This window comes from Mycobacterium sp. NGS19 (assembly GCF_059813155.1).
In genome coordinates this window covers 155,529-174,644 of the sequence record NZ_JCALEB010000004.1, presented here as the reverse complement: position 1 = coordinate 174,644, position 19,116 = coordinate 155,529, and the positions used below count along the sequence as shown (strand labels likewise).

At 65.3% G+C, this 19,116-nt stretch carries 21 protein-coding genes and 1 pseudogene; 14 read left to right on the top strand and 8 right to left on the bottom strand.

Annotated features, from left to right (window positions below; translation table 11 throughout):
* Together AC5Y4N_RS14010 and AC5Y4N_RS14005 are read left to right on the top strand one after the other, a co-directional pair.
* Positions 1–1,305, top strand: a complete 1,305-nt coding sequence (locus tag AC5Y4N_RS14010) for an NADH-ubiquinone oxidoreductase-F iron-sulfur binding region domain-containing protein (protein ID WP_499908978.1) — start codon at positions 1–3, stop codon at positions 1,303–1,305.
* Positions 1,302–1,595: a ferredoxin gene (locus AC5Y4N_RS14005; protein WP_499908980.1), complete on the top strand. Its 294-nt coding sequence runs from the start codon at positions 1,302–1,304 to the stop codon at positions 1,593–1,595. The genes AC5Y4N_RS14010 and AC5Y4N_RS14005 overlap by 4 nt, the downstream gene beginning before the upstream one ends.
* Before the next feature lie 12 nt (positions 1,596–1,607).
* On the opposite strand, the pseudogene AC5Y4N_RS14000 reads toward AC5Y4N_RS14005, so the two are convergent.
* Positions 1,608–2,794: pseudogene (locus AC5Y4N_RS14000) on the bottom strand (acyl-CoA dehydrogenase family protein).
* 81 nt (positions 2,795–2,875) lie between these two features.
* Here AC5Y4N_RS14000 and AC5Y4N_RS13995 point away from each other — a divergent pair.
* Genes AC5Y4N_RS13995 through AC5Y4N_RS13985 form a run of 3 tightly spaced genes read left to right on the top strand, consistent with a single transcriptional unit; the run spans position 2,876 to position 5,511 of the window.
* Positions 2,876–3,802 carry an NAD-dependent epimerase/dehydratase family protein gene (locus tag AC5Y4N_RS13995; protein ID WP_499909320.1) on the top strand — a complete coding sequence of 309 codons (927 nt, stop codon included), beginning with the start codon at positions 2,876–2,878 and terminating at the stop codon, positions 3,800–3,802.
* The gene (locus tag AC5Y4N_RS13990; protein ID WP_499908982.1) at positions 3,802–4,542 is read left to right on the top strand and encodes a hypothetical protein; all 741 of its coding nucleotides are present in this window, start codon (positions 3,802–3,804) and stop codon (positions 4,540–4,542) included. Before AC5Y4N_RS13995 ends, AC5Y4N_RS13990 begins: the two co-directional genes overlap by 1 nt.
* A gap of 12 nt (positions 4,543–4,554) precedes the next feature.
* Positions 4,555–5,511 (top strand): TIGR03564 family F420-dependent LLM class oxidoreductase, encoded by a 957-nt coding sequence (locus tag AC5Y4N_RS13985; protein ID WP_499908984.1) that lies wholly within the window; start codon positions 4,555–4,557, stop codon positions 5,509–5,511.
* Here AC5Y4N_RS13985 and AC5Y4N_RS13980 read toward each other — a convergent pair.
* Genes AC5Y4N_RS13980 through AC5Y4N_RS13965 form a run of 4 tightly spaced genes read right to left on the bottom strand, consistent with a single transcriptional unit; the run spans position 5,508 to position 8,774 of the window.
* Entirely contained in the window at positions 5,508–6,356 is an 849-nt protein-coding gene (locus AC5Y4N_RS13980; protein ID WP_499908986.1) for a TIGR03619 family F420-dependent LLM class oxidoreductase, read from the bottom strand. The genes AC5Y4N_RS13985 and AC5Y4N_RS13980 overlap by 4 nt on opposite strands.
* Positions 6,353–7,168: a TauD/TfdA dioxygenase family protein gene (locus AC5Y4N_RS13975; protein WP_499908988.1), complete on the bottom strand. Its 816-nt coding sequence runs from the start codon at positions 7,166–7,168 to the stop codon at positions 6,353–6,355. Before AC5Y4N_RS13975 ends, AC5Y4N_RS13980 begins: the two co-directional genes overlap by 4 nt.
* Positions 7,168–7,491: a hypothetical protein gene (locus AC5Y4N_RS13970; protein ID WP_499908990.1), complete on the bottom strand. Its 324-nt coding sequence runs from the start codon at positions 7,489–7,491 to the stop codon at positions 7,168–7,170. Before AC5Y4N_RS13970 ends, AC5Y4N_RS13975 begins: the two co-directional genes overlap by 1 nt.
* Positions 7,488–8,774, bottom strand: a complete 1,287-nt coding sequence (locus tag AC5Y4N_RS13965) for an aromatic ring-hydroxylating oxygenase subunit alpha (RefSeq protein WP_499908992.1) — start codon at positions 8,772–8,774, stop codon at positions 7,488–7,490. Before AC5Y4N_RS13965 ends, AC5Y4N_RS13970 begins: the two co-directional genes overlap by 4 nt.
* A 108-nt stretch (positions 8,775–8,882) precedes the next feature.
* Between AC5Y4N_RS13965 and AC5Y4N_RS13960 the strand changes: the two genes are divergently transcribed.
* From AC5Y4N_RS13960 to AC5Y4N_RS13920, 9 genes are all read left to right on the top strand, one after another.
* Positions 8,883–9,860 (top strand): LysR family transcriptional regulator, encoded by a 978-nt coding sequence (locus AC5Y4N_RS13960; protein ID WP_499908994.1) that lies wholly within the window; start codon positions 8,883–8,885, stop codon positions 9,858–9,860.
* The gene (locus AC5Y4N_RS13955) at positions 9,857–10,252 is read left to right on the top strand and encodes a PaaI family thioesterase (protein WP_499908996.1); all 396 of its coding nucleotides are present in this window, start codon (positions 9,857–9,859) and stop codon (positions 10,250–10,252) included. Before AC5Y4N_RS13960 ends, AC5Y4N_RS13955 begins: the two co-directional genes overlap by 4 nt.
* Positions 10,253–10,369: 117 nt before the next feature.
* Positions 10,370–12,028 (top strand): thiolase C-terminal domain-containing protein, encoded by a 1,659-nt coding sequence (locus tag AC5Y4N_RS13950; protein WP_499908999.1) that lies wholly within the window; start codon positions 10,370–10,372, stop codon positions 12,026–12,028.
* Positions 12,025–12,915 carry an alpha/beta fold hydrolase gene (locus tag AC5Y4N_RS13945; RefSeq protein ID WP_499909001.1) on the top strand — a complete coding sequence of 297 codons (891 nt, stop codon included), beginning with the start codon at positions 12,025–12,027 and terminating at the stop codon, positions 12,913–12,915. Before AC5Y4N_RS13950 ends, AC5Y4N_RS13945 begins: the two co-directional genes overlap by 4 nt.
* On the top strand, positions 12,915–13,730 hold the full coding sequence (locus AC5Y4N_RS13940; RefSeq protein ID WP_499909003.1) for an NAD(P)-dependent oxidoreductase: 816 nt from the start codon (positions 12,915–12,917) through the stop codon (positions 13,728–13,730). Before AC5Y4N_RS13945 ends, AC5Y4N_RS13940 begins: the two co-directional genes overlap by 1 nt.
* Positions 13,727–14,527 (top strand): NAD(P)-dependent oxidoreductase, encoded by an 801-nt coding sequence (locus AC5Y4N_RS13935; RefSeq protein ID WP_499909005.1) that lies wholly within the window; start codon positions 13,727–13,729, stop codon positions 14,525–14,527. Before AC5Y4N_RS13940 ends, AC5Y4N_RS13935 begins: the two co-directional genes overlap by 4 nt.
* A gap of 71 nt (positions 14,528–14,598) precedes the next feature.
* Positions 14,599–15,801 (top strand): cytochrome P450, encoded by a 1,203-nt coding sequence (locus AC5Y4N_RS13930; RefSeq protein ID WP_499909007.1) that lies wholly within the window; start codon positions 14,599–14,601, stop codon positions 15,799–15,801.
* Entirely contained in the window at positions 15,798–15,998 is a 201-nt protein-coding gene (locus AC5Y4N_RS13925) for a ferredoxin (RefSeq protein WP_499909009.1), read from the top strand. The genes AC5Y4N_RS13930 and AC5Y4N_RS13925 overlap by 4 nt, the downstream gene beginning before the upstream one ends.
* Before the next feature lie 7 nt (positions 15,999–16,005).
* The gene (locus AC5Y4N_RS13920; RefSeq protein WP_499909011.1) at positions 16,006–17,211 is read left to right on the top strand and encodes a cytochrome P450; all 1,206 of its coding nucleotides are present in this window, start codon (positions 16,006–16,008) and stop codon (positions 17,209–17,211) included.
* A gap of 18 nt (positions 17,212–17,229) precedes the next feature.
* Here the strand turns inward: AC5Y4N_RS13920 and AC5Y4N_RS13915 are convergent, their stop codons facing one another.
* Genes AC5Y4N_RS13915 through AC5Y4N_RS13905 form a run of 3 tightly spaced genes read right to left on the bottom strand, consistent with a single transcriptional unit; the run spans position 17,230 to position 19,011 of the window.
* A complete protein-coding gene (locus AC5Y4N_RS13915) occupies positions 17,230–17,514 on the bottom strand; it encodes a DUF1330 domain-containing protein (protein ID WP_499909013.1) in 285 nt (94 codons plus the stop codon).
* A 16-nt stretch (positions 17,515–17,530) separates the two neighbouring features.
* Entirely contained in the window at positions 17,531–17,722 is a 192-nt protein-coding gene (locus AC5Y4N_RS13910; RefSeq protein ID WP_499909015.1) for a ferredoxin, read from the bottom strand.
* The gene (locus AC5Y4N_RS13905) at positions 17,719–19,011 is read right to left on the bottom strand and encodes a cytochrome P450 (protein WP_499909322.1); all 1,293 of its coding nucleotides are present in this window, start codon (positions 19,009–19,011) and stop codon (positions 17,719–17,721) included. Before AC5Y4N_RS13905 ends, AC5Y4N_RS13910 begins: the two co-directional genes overlap by 4 nt.
* Positions 19,012–19,116: the final 105 nt, after the last annotated feature.

Below are 19,116 nucleotides of genomic sequence, written 5' to 3'. Positions count from 1 at the left end.
ATGAAAACCACAGCGCTGTCAACAGATCTCGCGGTAGCTGTGTGGCCCGGCTGCTCACCGCGCTTACTGCGGGTGCAGCCGGGAATCGAGGACCTGCACACGTATCGCGAGGCCGGCGGCTACCAGTCGCTTTCCGATGCGGCGCAATTGCTCGAGGAAGCCGACCGAAGCGGTGTGCTGGGCCGCGGCGGTGCCGCGTTTCCGTTGGCCGTCAAGGTGCGGGCCGTGCGCGACGCCCGGCGCAGCGGCACAGGAACAGTGGTGGTCGCCAACGGAGAGGAGGGCGAGCCGGCGTCTATCAAGGACCGGTGGCTGCTGCGGCACCGGCCGCATCTCATGCTCGACGGACTGCGCCTGGCCGCCCAGATGGTGGGTGCCCATTGCGCCTACGTCTACGTGTCGGACGCGTCGGCGGCGTCGGTTGTCGACGCCGCGGTGAGCGAGTTGGAGACGGCCGGGCTGATCGAGCTGCCGATCACCGTGGTCACCGTGGCCCCCGGGTATGTCGCCGGTGAGGAAACCGCGGCGGTGCGCGCGATCAATGGCGGGCCGGCCAAGCCCACGGACAAGCCGCCACGCCCGTTCCAGGAGGGCGTCGCGGGAGAGCCCACGCTGGTGAGCAACGTCGAAACTCTTGCGGTCCTGCCGTTCGTGCACCGGCACGGCGCAGACGCGTTCCGCGCGGCGGGCACATCGGCGTCGCCAGGCACTTTCTTGGCGACGATCACCGGCGCGGGCCGCGCGCCTGCTCTCTACGAGCTACCGCACGGCCTGCCGTTCTCGGAAGTTCTTGCATGGCATGATGTTTCGGCCGGCGAACTGCGCGGCGTGCTGATGGGCGGCTACTTCGCCGGCATGCTGAACCGCGAGATCCTCGACGCGACGCTGGATCATGAGACGCTGCGGCGGCTCGGCAGCGGATTGGGGTGCGGCGCGATCTCGCTGATCACCAGCGAGTGCCCGGTAGCCGTGGCGGCGTCGGTGATGGCCTATTTCGACCGGGAGAACGCCGGCCAATGTGGGTCGTGCTTCAACGGCACCGCCGCGATGTCGGCCGTCACGTCGGCTCTCCGTGACGGCGTCGCCACCTCCGAGGATCTGACGCGCCTCGAGCGCTGGTCCGTGGTGCTACGGGGTCGAGGCGCCTGCGCCACGCTGGACGCGGCCTGCAACGTTGCCGCCAGCCTGCTTGTGCAGTTCCCGCAGGTGGTCAGCCGCCACCTGGAAAACGATTGCGCCGCATGCCGTGCCGGCGTGTTCGATGCGCTGCGGCCCTACGAGGTGGAGGCGGTGACCAGCAGATGAAGATCCGTCTCGATCGGACGGTGTGCGACGGTTTCGGCGTCTGCGCGAAACATGCACCCGGCTATTTCTCGCTCGACGACTGGGGTTACGCGTCGCTGATCGGCGACGGCAGCGTGCTGGATGAAGACCACGACGCGGTCATGCGCGCGATTATGGACTGTCCGGTGCACGCCATCCTCACCATCGGCGAGCACCGGCCGCCGGACGGACCGCCATCGGAGGCCGATGCACACGACGAACCGGGGCTGAAAACCGAAGAGAACGAAGCGGAATGGGGATTCATCCGCTGAGACCGGGACGGCTCAGGATCGGGGCAACCGGAGGACCTGCTGCGCGATGATGTTGCGCTGAATCTCCGATGTGCCACCTGCGATCGTGCCCGCATAGCTCGCCGCGTAGCGCGCGAACCAGCTTGCGGTGGCGTGATCCGAACCGTACGGGTTGTACAGCGCGGTCATCGCCGGATCGGCGAGCCTGTCGCCGCCCGCGGCGTCGAGCGCATGCCTCGCCACGTTTTGCGCCCCCTCGAACCGAGCAGTTTGAGCACCGAGATGGCGGCCATGTCGGGATTGCCTCGCGCCGCCCGCGCCAGCGCCGCGGAACCCAGCAGCCGCAGCGCCTGATAGTCGATGGCCGCCGTTGCGAAACGGTCGCGGTCGACGGCGGTCTCGAGGGGAAAGTCGTCGAGAAGGTCGCGCAGGTGGCTGGCGAAGTTCGTCCACATGAGCGTGCGTTCATGGCCCAGCGACCCGTTGGCCACCTTCCAGCCGCCATTGAGCGGACCGACAAGGTTCTCGGCGGGCACCCGCACGTCAGTGAAGAACACCTCGTTGAAGTCCAGCTGGTCCCGGTCGTACACCGCGGGGATCGGCCGGCACACCACCCCTGGGCTGTCGGTGCGAATCAATAAGGCGCTCAGGCCTTTATGCTTCGCGGCGGCAGGATCCGTGCGTACGAACGTGAGCAGCACGTCGGCGTCGTGCGCCCCGGAGGTCCACAGTTTCTGCCCATTGACCACGAAGTGTCGCCCGCCGGCGTCGGTACGCAGCACCGCCTGTGTCCGCAGCCCGGCCAGATCAGAGCCGGCGCCGGGCTCACTCATCCCCAGCGATGCGGTCATGTCGCCACGCAGGATCGGCACCGCCCACCTGCGCTTCTGTTCTTCGGTGCCGAACGACAGCAACGACGCCGCGATGATGCCCACGCCTTGCGGGTTGTAGCAGTGATAGATCCGCCGCCGCGACAGCTCGTCGCGATGCACGTACTGCTGCAGGATGTCGGCATTGCGCCCACCGAATTCCGGGGGATTTCCGGGCAACAGCCAGCCGTGCTCGAATTGTGCCCGTTGCCACCGCCTCGCCCACTCCGGGACGTGAGAGCTCGACCGCGACCGCTCCCAGGTGGCCGCCTCCGGCGGAAGATGCTCGTCGAGGAAGGCGACGAATCGTGCCCGGAAGGCCTCCAGTTCGGCATCCAAGGTCAGTCGCACGGCACTCCTCGCCGATCCGTGGCGCTAGGTATCAAGTACTTTATAGGCTGCGGAGAGTTGCCGCGACAGGAAGGGTGTCAGGTGCTCGACGGAGAAAAAATTCTCATCACCGGAGCCACCGGCAAGATCGCGTTCCCCATCGCGCGGGCGCTAGCGCCGGACAACGAAGTCTGGGGCGCGGCTCGGCTGCGCAGTCCGGCCGACCGCGAAAAGCTCGCCGGCGCCGGGATCAGACCCATTGTGCTCGATATGTCCGCCGGCGACTTCTCGATGCTGCCCGGCGACTTCACCTACGTCTTCCATGCTGCGGTTGACACCGGCACCGGCGACTGGCCGACCTGCGTAAAAACCAACGCCCACAACTCGGGTCAGCTTTTGCATCATTGCCGTGCGGCCAAGGGTTTCGTGTTCTGTTCCACCGGGTCGGTCTACGGCTATCAGGGCCGGCGACCGCTGACGGAGGCCGACCCGCCGGGTGTGCCGCTGCGCGCGAACTACAGCTTCTCCAAAGTTGCTGCTGAGTCCGTATGCATTTGGGTCGCTGAGCATTTCGGTATTCCGTTGACGATCATCCGGATCTGCTCGACGTACGGGCCCGAAGGTGGTGCCCCCGCCGACCGCTTGGAAATGATGTTGGCGCGCAAGCCGATCCGGCTGCATCCGGACAAGCCCAATAACTACAACCCGATCTATGAAGACGACTACGTGCGGCTGGGCATCCGCGCCATGGAGGTTGCCTCGACTCCTCCGCTCGTCGTCAATTGGGCCGGCAGCGAGACCGTCAGTGTCGAGGAGTACTGCACCTACATGGGTGAGCTCGTCGGCGTCGAGCCGATGTTCGAGTACACCCCCGACGCGCACCCACCGCTGTGGCCCGACGTCACCTACATGCACCAGGTGCTCGGCCGCACGTCTGTGCACTGGCGGGACGGCTTCCGCCGGATGATCGGAGCCCGCCATCCTGAACTTCAACTGTCCGAACCGAACTCGGCAGGAAGTCGCGGCTGATGATGTTACCTGGCACGCCCTCCGATCAGGTGGCCGGAGTTCTCGACGCCGGCCGAGGCGACATCGGCACGCTGTTCGTGTCCATGGCGACCCGCCATCCCGACGGCAGCGATGCGGAGTATCTGCGTTGGCACACGTTGGACCATCGGCCCGAACAACACCGGCTGTCCGCCGTGCGCGCGTCCTTGCGCGTCGTGTCGACGCCGGAATGCCGTGCGGCCAGGGCGGCCAGCCCCGGTCGCTTCGACGCGATCGACCACGTGATGACGTACTTCTTCACTGATGTCAGTGGGCTGCAACGCTTCAACGACTTGTCGATTGCCCTGGGTGCGGCTGGCCGCAAGCTCCCGCTGCTTCCACCGGTGCAACGCGCGGTCTATGGTGTCACCGCGAAGGTCGCCGCGAGCCGAATCAAAATTGGTGCCGACGTGTTGCCGTGGTGGCCGGCCCGCGGCGTGTACCTGCTCCTCGAACGGGGCTCCGCCCAGGCGTCAGAGCTACTCGACGTCGAGGGCGTCGCCGGAATCTGGACCGGGGTGGGCGAAGACGTCCGCGGTTTCAGCAGCGCGGAGCCCGGCCAGCAGATCTCATACTGCTTTCTCGACGACGAGCCGGTCCAGACCGCACAGCGCCTCCGGCCCGTACTCGAAAAGCGTTGGTGCAGAGATGATCTCGAGCCTCTTCTCGCCGCGCCGTTTCAGGTCGTGGTGCCGTACGAATGGGGTCGCTATGTACCGTGAACAGGAGTCGACGTGCGCCTCGGCCTGATGATCGGCTCCGACAAGGAGCGCCCACGCCACGAGCGGCTGACCGGACTGATCGCCGACGGGCAGGCGGCCGAAGCAGCAAGCTTCGCATCGTTCTGGATTCCCCAGGTCCCCGGTTACCTCGACGCGATGACTGCCGCTGCCCTACTCGGACAATCCACTGGCCACGTCGAGATCGGGACCGCGGTCGTGCCCGTGCAGACCCGCCACCCGATTCCGATGGCGCAGCAGGCCCTCACCACGCAGATGGCCTGCCGCGGCCGGTTCACCCTCGGCCTCGGGCCGTCACACCACTGGATCGTCGCCGACCAGCTCGGCCTGACCTATGACCGCCCTGCCGCGTTGGTTCGCGACTACCTTCAGGTGCTCGACGCGGCGTTCAGACAACCCGGCCGCGTCGACGTCGAGAACACGACCTTCCGCGTGCACAGCCCGATGGACGTCACCAAATCGACCACGATGCCGATTCTGCTTGCGGCACTTGGTCCTACGATGCTGCGCATCGCCGGCGCACACACCGGCGGCACCATCCTGTGGATGGCCGACGAACGCGCCGTCGAACATCACGTGGCTCCCCGCATCACCGCCGCGGCGGCCAGCGCCGGGCGGCCAGACCCGCGGATCGTCGCCTGTGTTCCGGTGGTGTTGTGCGGGGACGACGAGATCGACGCTGCCCGTGGCCATGCCAACGAGGTGCTCGGCCACGCCGAGATCTCACCGAACTATGTCCGGCTCCTCGAGCACGGCGACGCCGAAGACGTCGGCGACACGATGGCCGCGGGCGACGAGAACGCGATCCTTTCCCGGTTGCGGCGCTACCGCGATGCCGGCGTCACCGATCTTGCCGCCCGTGTCGTCCCGCTTGGTGCCGACGCGGCCACGCGCACGGCGTCGCGGCAGCGCACGCAGGACTTCCTCGCGTCGATCGGCCCGCAGCTCTAGGGTTGCAGTTCGGCCAGCGCGTGCACCTGCTCGAGGTAATGCTCGAGCGAGTGGTGGACGAACCGCGCAGACACGGTTGTCACGCCGGCGGCGGCCATCGTCTGAAGTGTTCGTCTCGTCGACTCCGGCTGCCCCACCGGGTCGAGCGGTCGATCCGCCGGCAGCACGACGTCGAAACCTGTTGGAAGGTCATAGTATTTCAGCCATTCGGCAGCCGTGGCGACGGAGACGTTGAACGGGCACCACCCGTCGGCGAGGGTGACCGCCCGTCGTAGCGACCGGCGGGTGCGACCGCCGATCCAGATGGGCATGTGCGGCTGCAGCGCGCAGGGGTCGACCGTGAGGCCGCTGAACTCGTAGTAGTCCCCAGAGTAAGCGGGCTCGTTACTCGGCAGCGCCGCCCGAAGTGCTTTCAATGCGTCGTCGGCGCGAGCACCGCGGTCCTCGAACGGTGCGCCGAGCAAGTCGAACTCCTCCTTCAGCGTGCCGACTCCGACGCCGAGGATCACCCGACCCCTGCTGACGTGGTCCAGTGTGCCGTAACGCTTTACGATCGCCAGCGGGTGATGGTAGCCCAGCACCAGCGTCATGGTGGCGAGCCGGATCTGCCGGGTCCGCGCCGCGACATAGCCGAACGTAGCCAGTGGGTCCCAGTACCGCGCGCCGCGCCGCGGCGCCTCACTGGACGGCACGCCGATGTGCTCGCTGCAGGTCAGATGGTGGTAGCCGAGCCGGTCGGCAGCCTCTGCGACGCGGCCGATGTCGTCGATCGTCGCGGTTTTCTCCCACGTCAGCGCAGCGCCGCCGACATTGGTGACGACGGGCGTCGTGAGTCCCAGTTTCACTGCAGCGGCTCTTCTCCCGCCAGCACCGTGCGGTGCATGAGCCGGCCGCTGTCGGCGGCATACGGCAGCGCCCGGTGCATGGTGCCGGTGTTGTCCCAGATCAGCAGATCGCCCACCTGCCACTCGTGGCGGTACACGTACCGGGGCTGAGTGGCCCAGTCACGCAAGCGTGCGAGCAGCGCACGACTTTGCTCCACCGGCAACCCGATCACATAGTCCGCGGTCGCGCCCAGCAGCAACGACTTTCGCCCGGACCGGTGGGTCCACACCAGAGGGCAGGACTTCGTCGGCGACTTCTGCCAGAACACGACTTCCTCGTAGCTCATCTCCGGGTTCACGTAGTACTGCGAGCGTTCGGCGCTGTGGACCACCCGGAGGTCGGCGATCGCATCCTTGTCGGCTTGGGGTAGCTCCTCGTACGCGGCGTAGGTGTTGCAGAACTCCGTTTGTCCACCGGTGTCCGAAAGTTTGACGGCCCGCAGCAGTGTCGCCAGATTCGGGTAAGGCTGAAGCGAGCCGTCGAAGTGCCAGAACATCGAACCCTTCAGATACTGCGCCCGCTCGTTCACGTTCTTGTCGAGTGAGATCTTGTAGATGCCGCCTTGGCCTTCGTTGGCCACGATGGCGCCCAATGTGGTGGCGATCGCGACCTGCTGCTCGTCGCTGATCTGCAGACCGCGGAAGAAGACCACTCCGCGCTGTTGCAATGTGTCGCGGATCGTTTCCGCTTCGCGGCCCGAGAGCAGCGTGTCCAGGTCGGTCTTGATCTCGCTGCCGATCATCGGTGTGCAGTCGACGATGTCCATCCGCATCAGCTCAATCGCGTCAGGATCGTGTTCGCCGAATGCTGCACGCGCGGCTGGTTCCACAACTCCACGGCCAGCGACACAGTGATCAGCGAGTACAGCAGGTTGCGCAAGTTGGCGGCTTCCGGCGTTAACGGCTGGTCGTAGTCGAATTCGTCCAGATACGCCACCGCAGCCTGGGCGTGTGGAAACACCTCGTCGTAGAACGCGCGGATCTGTTCCATCGAACTGTTCACCCGCTTCACGTAGCGCTGGTGGCCGTCTTCGATGGCCCACTCGGGCACCAGGTGTTCGAGGTCCTGGAACTGTTGCGGCAGTGAGTGATTCATGGCACCTCGGCTTTGCGGGCCTCGCCGTCGCGGACGTAGTCGGCGACCACCTTGTGCAGGTGGCGGATCAGGATCTCTTCGTCGTTGACCGGAAACTGCTTGATCACACCGCTATTGAGCATCGCCTGCATGCCTTCCAGCGGGCTGGCGTCTTCCAGGATGATGTCGTTGAGAAAAGTCACGGTGAGCTCTTGTCCCAGCCGCTCCTTGTGGGTCCTCGGCGGCTGATAGAACATCTCCACTTCGAAAATGTGCGAATGCGGGCCGGTGGGCCAGTGCGTGTGCGTGCTGAACCCGGACGCCCCGAAGATCAGCACGAAGTTCGGGAAGAACTGGAAGGAGTCGAACCCGTACTTCTCAGAGCGGGTGGGATTGAGCCCGGGTGGCATCGGACCGCGATCGCTGCGCTTGTTCCACGGGCCGGCCGCACTGGCCTCCATGACGCATTCGATGGGCTTGGAGTACGGAGTCTTGCGTGACGGTTCGCCGGCGAACGAGAACATTCGGTGCGGGCCCTTGAGTTGGTAGGCCAGCGCATCGGTGAAGGGATTGGGTTTGTCCAGAGCGGCTTTGGCCTCGGCGGTGAGGTTGCCGAACGACGACGCGTGCAGGTATGGACCGTGATAGCTCTCGGCGAAACCGTCGACGAAAATCTTCCAGTTGCACTGCAATTCGGCCTTGAACCGGTATACCTGGTGCGGGCCGTCGAAGGGATAGCCCTCGATGCCGTAAGCCAGCGGGCCCAGGAAGTCGCGCAGCGGCTCGGTGTTGTGCGGGTTGAGGTTGACGAAGATGAAGCCTTCCCACACCTCGCACTGGATCGGCGGCACCCGGCAACTGTCGGGATCGAAGTCGAGCAGCAAGTCCTTGCGGGTCGGGGCCAGCAGCGACCCGTCGAGGTTGTAGCGCCACCCGTGGAACCGGCAGTACAGCACGGGGGCGCGCCCTTGGACTTCTTCGAACGGATCGTCGCGCCACACCAACTTGTTGCCGCGGTGCGGACAGATGTTGTGGAAAGCGCGGATCACGCCGTCTTTCCCGCGCACGACGATCACCGACGTGTTGAGACACTTCAGCTCGCGCGTGAAGTAGCTGCCCGAACGCGGGACGCGCTCGACGCGCCCGACATAGAGCCACGTTTTGGCGAAGACATGCTCGCGTTCCTTGGCGTAGAACTCCTCGGACACGCAGTCGTCGAGCGAGATGGGGCCGCGGCCCAATTCGGGATATGCGTCGGTCCAGTGCCCGCTTGCCGGCTTGGCCACCAGGACGTCTTGGCTCATGAGGCTCTCCTTCTCACCGGCCTCCTCCGTTCCGGCCGACGCTACAGCCGCAGAAATCAGCGAAACAGGTGCAAACCTTCAACACCCTGTTGCATATTTGGAACTCTCATGAAGCAGGCCCCGACCTTCGACTTGGCCGCGTTGCTGGTGTTCGGCAAGGTGGTGGAATGCCGCAGCGTCTCGAAGGCGGCGGCGGTGCTGGACATGCCGAAGTCGACGGTGAGCCGCAAGCTGAGCAAGCTCGAGTGCGACTTGGGCATCAAGCTGCTTCGCAAGAACACCCATCAACTGACCGTGACCGACCTCGGCGAGCGGGTCTACGCGCACGCGGTGAAGATCCTCGAAGAGGCCAACGGCGTACGTGCCTTGGCCGAAGCCAGCCGGCACGAGCCGCGAGGCGAATTGCGCGTGGCCATACCGGTTTTCGTCGGCATCGACTACGCATCGCGGGTGGGCGCGACCTTCCTGCAGCGCTATCCGCACTCGCGGCTGGACATCCGGCTGGTGGACTCCATGGTCGACCCGGTCAAAGACGGTTTCGACGTGGTGTTCGGGACCGGACCGCTGCAGGATTCGACGCTGATCGCCCGCAAGGTGTTCAGCCTCGAACTGTTCCTGTGCGCGTCGGCGGACTTCGTGCGTCGACTGCCCGAGCCGGTCACTGCGCCCGAGCAGCTGAACGCGCTGCCGTTCATCGACTTCGGGTTCTGCGGGCCACGCAGGCTGATCCTGGCCAAAGACAACCGACGCTGCGAACTGTCACCGCGAATCCGGGCGCGTGCCAACAACTTTCAGGTGTGCAAGCAGTACATCTTGCATGGGCTCGGCATCGGCGCGATGCCCACCCAGATCATCTGCACCAACGAACTGCGCGACGGCAGCATCGTCCCGGTGCTGCCTGACTGGACGCCCGAGCCGCTGGATGTGCACATGATCTACCCGTTCGAACTTTCCTTCTCGACGCTCATCAGCGCGTTCCACGAGACGGCGTGCGAGATCATCGTCGAGAACTCCGCGATTTCGGCGCGCGAACCTACGCTGAGCGACGATTTGCGCGTCGAGATCGCACGAGGCGGGCGCAGATGACGGCACCCCGCTCGTTGCGAGAGCTGTTCGACCAGCTCGGCCTGTGCGAGGTTCCGTCGTCCGACGGCACCGTGGTGATGGAGATGCCGGTGGACGAACGTGTCACCAACGTCGCCGGCGGCTTGCAGGGCGGGCTGATCGCCACCATGGCCGACGTCACGGCCGGCCAGTTGGCAGCACGGGCAACGCCGTTCGGCAACGCGATTGCGACCACCGACCTGTTCATCCGCTACCTGCGCCCGATCAAGATCGGCCCGGCTCGCGCGGTCGCGCGAATTCTGCGGACCGGCAAGCGATCCGTCGTCGTCCAGGTCGACATCTACCGCGGCAACGACAGCGAAATGGGCGCGACGGCGACGGTCAACTTCGCCGCCGTGGGCCAACAAGACTGACCGTACAAAAAACACGCCGGCCAGCTATGGATTCATGATCGCGCCGCCTGATAACGTGATTCTCATCACTGAGAACGCCGTGTCCCTGGAGGCCACTATCAAACCCGTGGACGTGATGTGTCCGAAGCACTAGGCCGTCCCCTGCCCCCCGTCACCGACGAGACCGAGTTCTTCTGGCGCTCCGGTGCTGACGGCACATTGCGATTTCAGGAATGCACGAGATGCAACGCGCTGATCCACCCGCCCGCGCCGATCTGCCGCTACTGCCGATCACATGAAAGCGGCGTGCGGGCCGTCTCGGGCCGCGCGACACTGTCCGGCTTCACCGTCAACCACCGGTTCAGCCTGCCGGGGCTGACCGCGCCCTACGTCGTGGCTCAGGTCGCGATCGTCGAAGACCCGCGCGTGCGGCTGACGACGAACATCGTCGACTGCGACCCCGACCAACTCGAGATCGGCCAGCTGGTCGAAGTGGTCTTCGATCAGCACGACGACATCTACCTGCCGCTGTTCCGGCCAGCGGCCGAACAACCCGCCGAGCCGGCGCCGCAAGCCGTCGACGAGATCGACCCGGAGCGGTTCGGCGAACACGTTCGCCCGATGCTGACCCGGGACAAATTCGAGGACAAGGTCGCGCTGACCGGCATCGGGATGTCCGAGATCGGCCGGCGTCTGATGCGGCCGCCGCTGGCCTTGACGATCGAGGCCTGCGAACGCGCAATCGCCGACGCCGGACTGACATTCGACGAGATCGACGGACTGTCGACGTATCCGGGCGGCGGCGGCTTCGGTCCGTTCAGTGAAGGCGGAGTGACGGCGCTGGAGTCGGCACTCGGTATTCGGCCGACGTGGCACAACGGCGGCATCGAGACGTTCGGTCCCGGCGGCTCGGTGATCGCCGCCATGCTCGCCGTGGCCACCGGGTTGGCTCGGCATGTGCTGTGCTTCCGGACGCTGTGGGAAGCGACGCACGGCGAGTTGATGAAGCAGGGCAAGATCGCGCCGATGATGCGGGCAGACAGCTGGTTCCTGCCGTTCGGGGCGGTGTCTGCGGCGCACACGCTGGCCCAGAACGCCCAGCGGCACTTCCACCGCTACGGCACCACGCGCGAGACGCTGGGCTGGATTGCGTTGAACCAGCGCGCCAATGCCGCGCTGAACCCGACCGCGATCTACCGCAAACCGATGACCATGCAGGACTATCTGGACGCGCGGATCATCACGACGCCGTTCGGCCTCTACGACTGCGATGTGCCTTGCGACGGAGCGGTCGCGGTGATCGTGTCGCACGTCGACGTCGCCCGCGACATGGCCAAGCCGCCGGTGCTCGTCGAAGCCGTCGGTACGCAGATCATCGAGCGGCTCGACTGGGATCAGAGCACGCTGACGCATGAACCGCAGTCGCTCGGACAGGCGGCGCACATGTGGAGCCGGACCTCGTTGCGGCCCGACGACGTCGACGTCGCCGAGCTGTACGACGGATTCACCATCAATTGCCTGTCCTGGATCGAGGCCTTGGGATTCTGCGGCATCGGCGAGGCCAAAGACTTCCTCGACGGTGGACACAACATCGCGCGGGATGGCGTGCTGCCGTTGAACACTCACGGCGGCCAGCTGTCGCACGGACGCACCCACGGGATGGGGTTGGTGCACGAGGCCGTCACCCAACTGCGTGGCGAAGGCGGTGAGCGCCAGGTGAAAGACGCACGGGTTGCCGTCGTCAGCAGCGGCGGGCTCACTCCCAGCGGCGCAATCCTGTTGCGGGCGGACACATGAGCAACTGGCCCGCGCCGTCTTCGTGCGTCGTCGAGGTCGACGGCATACCGATGTCCGGTCTGCTCGCCGAAGCACCAGATCCGCGGGCCACCGTCGTCGCGATTCACGGCGGCGCCACGACGTCGGCGTACTACGACTGCCCAGGACATCCCCGGTTGTCCTTCCTGCGGCTGGCCGCAGCACTCGGATTCACCGCGATCGCGATCGACCGCCCCGGATTCGGCGCGTCGGCGCCGCACTCCGAGACCATGACGGATCCGGATCGCCGCGTCGAATTGGCTTATGGCGTGGTCGATGCCATCCTCGGCACCCGGTCGCGCGGCGCCGGGCTGTTCTTACTCGGTCACTCCAACGGCTCCGAGCTCACCGTTCGAATGGCGGTCGCCGACCCGAAGGTGCTGGGCCTGGAGACCTCGGGCACCGGTCGGCGCAACCAGCCCGCCGCTCATGCGGTCCTGAACAGACCGAAGATCCGTGACATCCGCCGGGGTGTGCGCGAATTGCTCTGGGACGCAACGCACCTCTACCCCGACGACGTCATCGGCGGGGTGCAGTCACCGTCGCCCCCCTATGAGGGCACCGTGGTCGCGACGTGGCCCAATCGCGACTTCCCCGCTCTGGCAGCGCAGGTGCGTGTTCCGGTCCGGTTCACGCTGGCCGACCAGGAACCGTTCTGGGAGAACGGCGCTCGCGGCCTCGATGACGTCGCCGCGATGTTCACCTCCGCGCCCCGCGTTGTGGTCAACGAGCAGCGCGACAGCGGCCACAACCTGAGCCTGGGCCACACCGCGGCCGCATACCACCTGGGTGTGCTGTCGTTTGTCGAGGAATGCGCTGTTGCACTGCATGTTTCGGGCAAAGTGAACGTCCAACCGGAGGCCAGCTGATGCGGATCGGATTCATCGGGCTGGGCAGCCAGGGCGGACCGATGGCGCGCGCGATCGTCGATGCCGGTTTCGAGACGACGCTGTGGGCACGCCGTCCGGCGTCGCTCGAGCCCTACGCCGACACTGCTGCGAAAGTCGCCGGCTCACCGGCAGAGCTGGCAGCGGCCAGCGACCTGGTCTGCCTGTGCGTGGTCGGCGACGCCGACGTCGAGGAAGTACTGAGCGGAGACGACGGCGTCCTGGCCGGAATGAGCGACGGCTCGGTGATCGCGATTCACAGCACGGTCCATCCCGACACCTGTCGCAGGATCGCGGAAAAGGTTGAGAGAAAGGGTGTTTCGGTCATCGATGCGCCGGTCAGCGGGGGCGCTCCCGCGGTGGCCGAGAAGCGCCTGCTGGTGATGGCCGGCGGCGACGAAGACGTCGTTGCGCGGTGCCGCCCCGTGTTCGACACGTATGGCAGTCACGTCTATCTCGGGCCGCTGGGCTCGGGCCAGGTGGCCAAGCTGCTCAACAACTTGTTGTTCACCGCCAACCTCGCCAACGCGAAGACCACCCTGCAACTCGGCGAGGCACTGGGTGTCAGCGCCGCGAGCCTGACCGACGTTCTCACGCGCGGCTCGGCCAACAGCGCTGCGCTGGGCAGCATCGCCGCGCTGGGTGGCAGTCTCGAGGTGCTCACTCAAGTGGCCGGCGCGCTGCTGCAGAAGGACGTTCGGCTGGTGGTGGATATCGCCCAGAAAGCCGGCGTCACCCCGGGCGCAGTGCTCGACGCGGCCGACGCCGCATTGGAATTGCTGGGGCACCCGCGGTGAGCCGTGTCGGCTTGATCGGGGCGGGGCGCATGGGCGCTCCGATGGTCGGGCGCCTCGCAGACGCGGGCCATGACGTTCGCGTGCTGATCCGTACACCCGAAAAGAGTTCTGACATCCGAGCTTTGGGCGCGCAGCCGGTCACCGCGGTCACCGCGCTGGCCGCGGATGCCGATGTCGTCGTCGTCTGCGTGTTCACCGATGAGCAGGTGCGGAAGATCTGCCTCGAAGGTGATCTGCTGGCGGCGATGAAGCCGGGATCGGTGCTCGTGATCCACACCACCGGCAGTCCCGACACCGCAGAGGCGATCGCGACGCGCGCCGACAGGTACTTCATCGAGGTCGTCGACGCACCCGTCAGCGGTGGGCCGCACGATGTTTCGGCCGGCCACGTCACGCTTTTCGTCGGCGGCGCCGACCAGGCAGTCGCACAGGTCCAACCGCTGCTGTCCAGCTACGGCGATCCGGTGCTTCACGTCGGGCCGATCGGTACGGGTCAGCGGGTCAAGCTGATCAACAATGCGCTGTTCGCCGCCCAGATCGGGCTGGTCACCGAGGTGATCGAGTTGGGCAGTCGACTGGGCATACCGGAATCGACTCTGTTGCAAGCACTTCCGCATGGCAGCGGCACCAGCAGCGCGCTGAGCCGGATAGCCGCCGCGGGGTCGGCGTCGACCTTCGTCTCCGCGGTCGCAGACTTCATCGGCAAGGACGTCGCGGTGATCCGCAAGACCCTTGCCGAGTTGGGCTGTCACATGGGACCGCTTGACGACATCATCAACGCGGGACTGGAGGCGTGAATGAGACGACCGCCGCCACCGCCTGCGATCCGGCTTCTCCAGGTCATCAGCCCGCCGCGAAAGAGGAAACCATGACCAAGCCGAAACTGGTGTTCAACCCGTATTCGCAAGAGTACTTCGACAATCCGTACGAGATCTATCGGCGGATGCGCGATGAGGCTCCGATCTACTACGACGAGGACGAGGACTTCTACGCGCTGACCCGGTATGCGGACGTGGCGGCGGCTCTCAAAGACCACGAATCGTTCTCCTCCACCCGCGGGTGCCACCTGTCCATGATCAAGTCCGGCGAGGGATTCCAGAAATCCATCATCTTCATGGATCCGCCGGAACACCGCTTCATGCGCAGCCTGCTCAACAAGGCGTTCACCCCGCGGGCCATCCAGTCCCAGCGCGAAACGGTCGTCGAACTGGTCGAGCACTTTCTGTCCAAGGTGGATCCCGACAACTTCGATGTGGTTCAGGACTTCTCCGGCCCGTTTCCGGTGGAGGTGATCACCAGGATGGCCGGGGTGCCGGAGGACTACCGCCAGCAGGTCCGGCACTGGATCGACAAGGGTCTGGAAGTCAAGCCAGGACAGCTCGAGATGTCCGAAGAGAACATCCAGGCCAACATGGACGCCGGGGTCTACTACTACAGCCTGGTGCAGGAGCGTCGGCAGAACCCGCAAGATGACATGATCAGCCGGCTGATCGCCGCTGAGATACCCGGCGACAACGGCCAAATGCGCAAGCTCGACGACATCGAGATCACCGGCTTCGTCGCGCTCTTGGGCGGCGCGGGCGCTGAGACCGTGACCAAGTTGGTCGGCAGTGCCGTAGTCGAATTCGCGCGGCATCCCGAGCAGTGGCAGATGTTGCTCGACAACCGCGGCCTGGTACCCGCCGCCGTCGAGGAGTTACTGCGGTACGTAGGCCCGGTCCAGTACAACGTGCGCTACACACTGAAGGAAGCCGAAGTGCCCAGCGGCACGATTCCCGCGAACAAGCCGGTGTTCCTGATGAAAGCGGCCGCCAATCGTGACCCGCGCGCATTCGACGATGCCGAGACGTTCAATATCACCCGCGACCGCACCCAGGCTCCGCACCTTGGCCTGGGCTACGGCATCCACAGCTGCCTCGGTGCGGCCCTGGCACGGCTGGAGACGACCATCGCACTCGAGCACCTGCTCGACTTCATGCCGCGCTACGAGGTCGACTTCGACGGTCTGGAGCGCGTGCACATGCAAAACGTCGCCGGATACCACCGAGTGCCAGTGAGGGTTGTGAAATGACGAAGAAGATCAAGGTCGACTTCGGCCTCTGCGAGAGCAACGGGGTGTGTATGGGCATCATCCCGGAAGTGTTCGAACTCGACGACCAGGATTACCTTCACGTCCTCCAGGAGGAGGTCACACCCGAAATCGAGAGTCAGGTCAAGGAGGCCGTTCGGCAATGTCCGCGTCAGGCGATATCGATCAGCGACGAGTGAGCAGCCAATGACCACAACAGAACTCGTTTTCGACCCGTTTTCCGAGGAGTTCTTCAACGGTCCTTGGGAGATCTACCGGCGCATGCGCGAGGAAGCGCCGGTGTATTACAACGAGCAGTACGATTTCTACGCTCTGTCCCGGCACGAAGACGTGGCGGCCGCGTTCAAGGATTACGAGACCTACTCGTCGGCGTACGGGCTGGACTTGGCGATGGTGAAAGCCGCTGAGCCGCCGCCGATGAAGGCGATCATCGTGATGGACCCGCCCGAGCACCGCCAGATGCGCAGCCTGATCAACAAGGTCTTCACGCCGCGGGCGATCGAGGCGTTGCGGCCCATGGTCACCAAGACAATCGAGCGCTATATCGCCGACGCCAATCCCGAACGATTCGACGTCGTGCAGGACTTCTCCGCGTTGTTCCCGGTCGAGATCATCACGGAAATGCTCGGTGTCCCTCAGGAATACCGCCAGAAGGTGCGCGAATGGGTCGACACGACGCTGCATCGTGAGCCCGGGCAGGTCGAGATGTCCGAGCAGGGCCTGCAGGCCGTCGGCGAAACGTTCGCGCTGTATTACCAGCTGATCCAGGAGCGGCGCGCACAGCCTCGCGACGACATGTTCAGCCGCTTGATCGCGGCCGAAATCCAGGACGAACACGGCCAGCAGCGCCAACTCGACGACTTCGAAATCGCAAGCTTCGCAACGTTATTGGGCGGAGCCGGCGCCGAGACTGTGACCAAGCTGGTGGGCAATGCCGCCGTCACCTTCGCCCGCAACCCCGACCAGTGGCAGAAACTGCTCGACGACCGCAGCAAGATCCCGGCCGCTGTCGAAGAGCTGCTGCGCTACGAGGCACCGAACCAGTACAACGTGCGACGGTCCATGCGCGACGTCCAGCTGCACGGCGTGACCATTCCGGCGGGCAAACCGGTCTTGCTGCTCGGCGGTTCGGCGAACCGGGACCCCGAAGCGTTCACCGACGCCGACAAATTCGACATCGACCGCGACCGCACCGAGGCGCAGAACCTCGGCTTCGGGTACGGGGTGCACAGCTGTCTGGGTGCGGCGCTGGCCCGGATGGAAAGCGCGATAGCACTCGAGAAGCTGCTCGACTTCATGCCGCGCTACGAGGTCTTCTGGGATGAGTGCCGACGGGTGACAATGCAGAACGTCGCAGGCTGGTCGCATGTACCCGTCCGCGTGCTGACCTGATTCGGCCCGCGGAACGTCTCAGAGGCCGGAGAGGATCACGCCGTTGCAGTCGGCAGCCTTCTGGCGCAGCTTGACCGCTTGCTGGTAGGCCTCGGAGTTGTACCACTCACGGGCGGCATCGACCGATTCGAACTCCAGCAGCACGGTTTGCGTGCCATGCCATTGGCCCTCGAGCACCTCAGGGTTCTGGTCGAACGCCAGGAGCGTGGACCCCGCCATCGCCTTACCGGCCAGCTTGGCGTACTCGGCCATTCCAGCCGGATCTTTGACGTCCTCGGTGATGAGGATGTAACCCTTTGGCACTGAATCTCCTTTACTGTCAATCGGTTTCGACGATCGCCTGCTCCGGGCAGTTCGCAATCGCGTCCTTGGCCGCATCTTCGAGACCGTCGGGCACCTCGGCCGGATCGGCGACGGCGTAGCCGTCGTCGGTCATGTGAAACACATCAGGACACAGCGTCAGACACATGCCATGGCCTCGGCAGCGGTCCTCGTCGACGGCAACCTTCACCGGCCACCTCCGTTCGCCGCCAGGTCGAATTCGATGTGCAGCTCGGTGAGCCCGCGCAGTATGTAGGTCGGAATGTATTGGTAGCGGCGGTTATTCGGCGGACCGTGATGCGCCTCGCTGATGCGGATGTCGGTGGTGCGGTCCAGCAACCGCTCGAGCCCGACGCGCGTCTCGGCGCGCGCCAGGGGCGCACCGGGGCAACTGTGGATGCCGCGTCCGAACGCGAGGTGCTGGCGAGCATTCTTACGCTCGGGGTCGAAGACATCGGGGTCGTCGAAGCGGCGCGGGTCGCGGTTGGCCGCACCGTTGATCACCATCACCGTGCAGCCGGCGCCCAGTGGCTGCTCGCCGACGGTGGTAGGCACCCGCGACAACCGGAAGTCGCCCTTCACCGGGCTTTCGATGCGCAGGCACTCTTCGATGAAGTTCGGCAGCAGGCTTCGGTCGTCGCGCAGCTTGCGCTGGATGTCGGGACGGTCACCGAGCATCTTCATCGCGGTGCCGAGCAGACGCACGGTGGTCTCCTGCCCGGCCGAGAACACGTTGGTGGCGACGCGCACCACGTCACCGACGTCGGGCACCGTCCCGTCGGGGAACGTCGCGGTGGCAAGTCCGGTCAGCACGTCGTCGCGGGGCTCGCGCCGGCGGTCTTCGATGTACGTGGCGAAGACGTCGTAAAGGTACTCCAGCGGGGTCTTGGCCAAAGTCTTGTCCGCATTGCCCAGGCCGCTGCCATGGGTGCCCCGCGCGAGCCGCTCCAATAGCTCGGGACGGTCCTCGTCGGGGACGCCGAGCAGATCAGCGATCACGCGTAACGTGAACGGGCCGGCAAATCCCTTGATGAACTCGCCCTGACCTGGCGCCAGGAAGTCGTCGAGGATGTCGTCGGCGAGCTGCCACATCGCGTCCTCGTTCTCCTTGAGGCGCTTCGGCGTGATCAGCCGCATCAGCAGGGCGCGGTGGTTGGTGTGAGTCGGCGGATCCAGTGTCGGCAACTGGTCGCTGAACGGGATCTCGTCGCGATGCTCCTTGATGATCTCGGTGACGTCGTCACCTTCGAGCGGTACCGGAAAGCCCGGGAACGGCCCGGTCACCGAGATGCACGACGAGAATGTTTCGGCGTCGTTGTAGACGTCGACGGCCTCCTGCCAGCCAGTCACCATCGTGACGCCGTAGTGCTCTTCGCGGGTGACCGGGCATTTGTTGCGAAGTGCCTCGTAGAACGGATACGGGTCGTCGGTCAGACGGCCGTCCCGGAAGAAGTCGACCTTGGTCAAATCCTCCGCCAGATCCTCCGCCATGTGCTACTCCGTTTCCGACGATCTCTTACTACGAGAACGTGACTCTCATCAATGAGTATCAGATTTTCACAGTCGGCGCGCCGCCGTCAACGC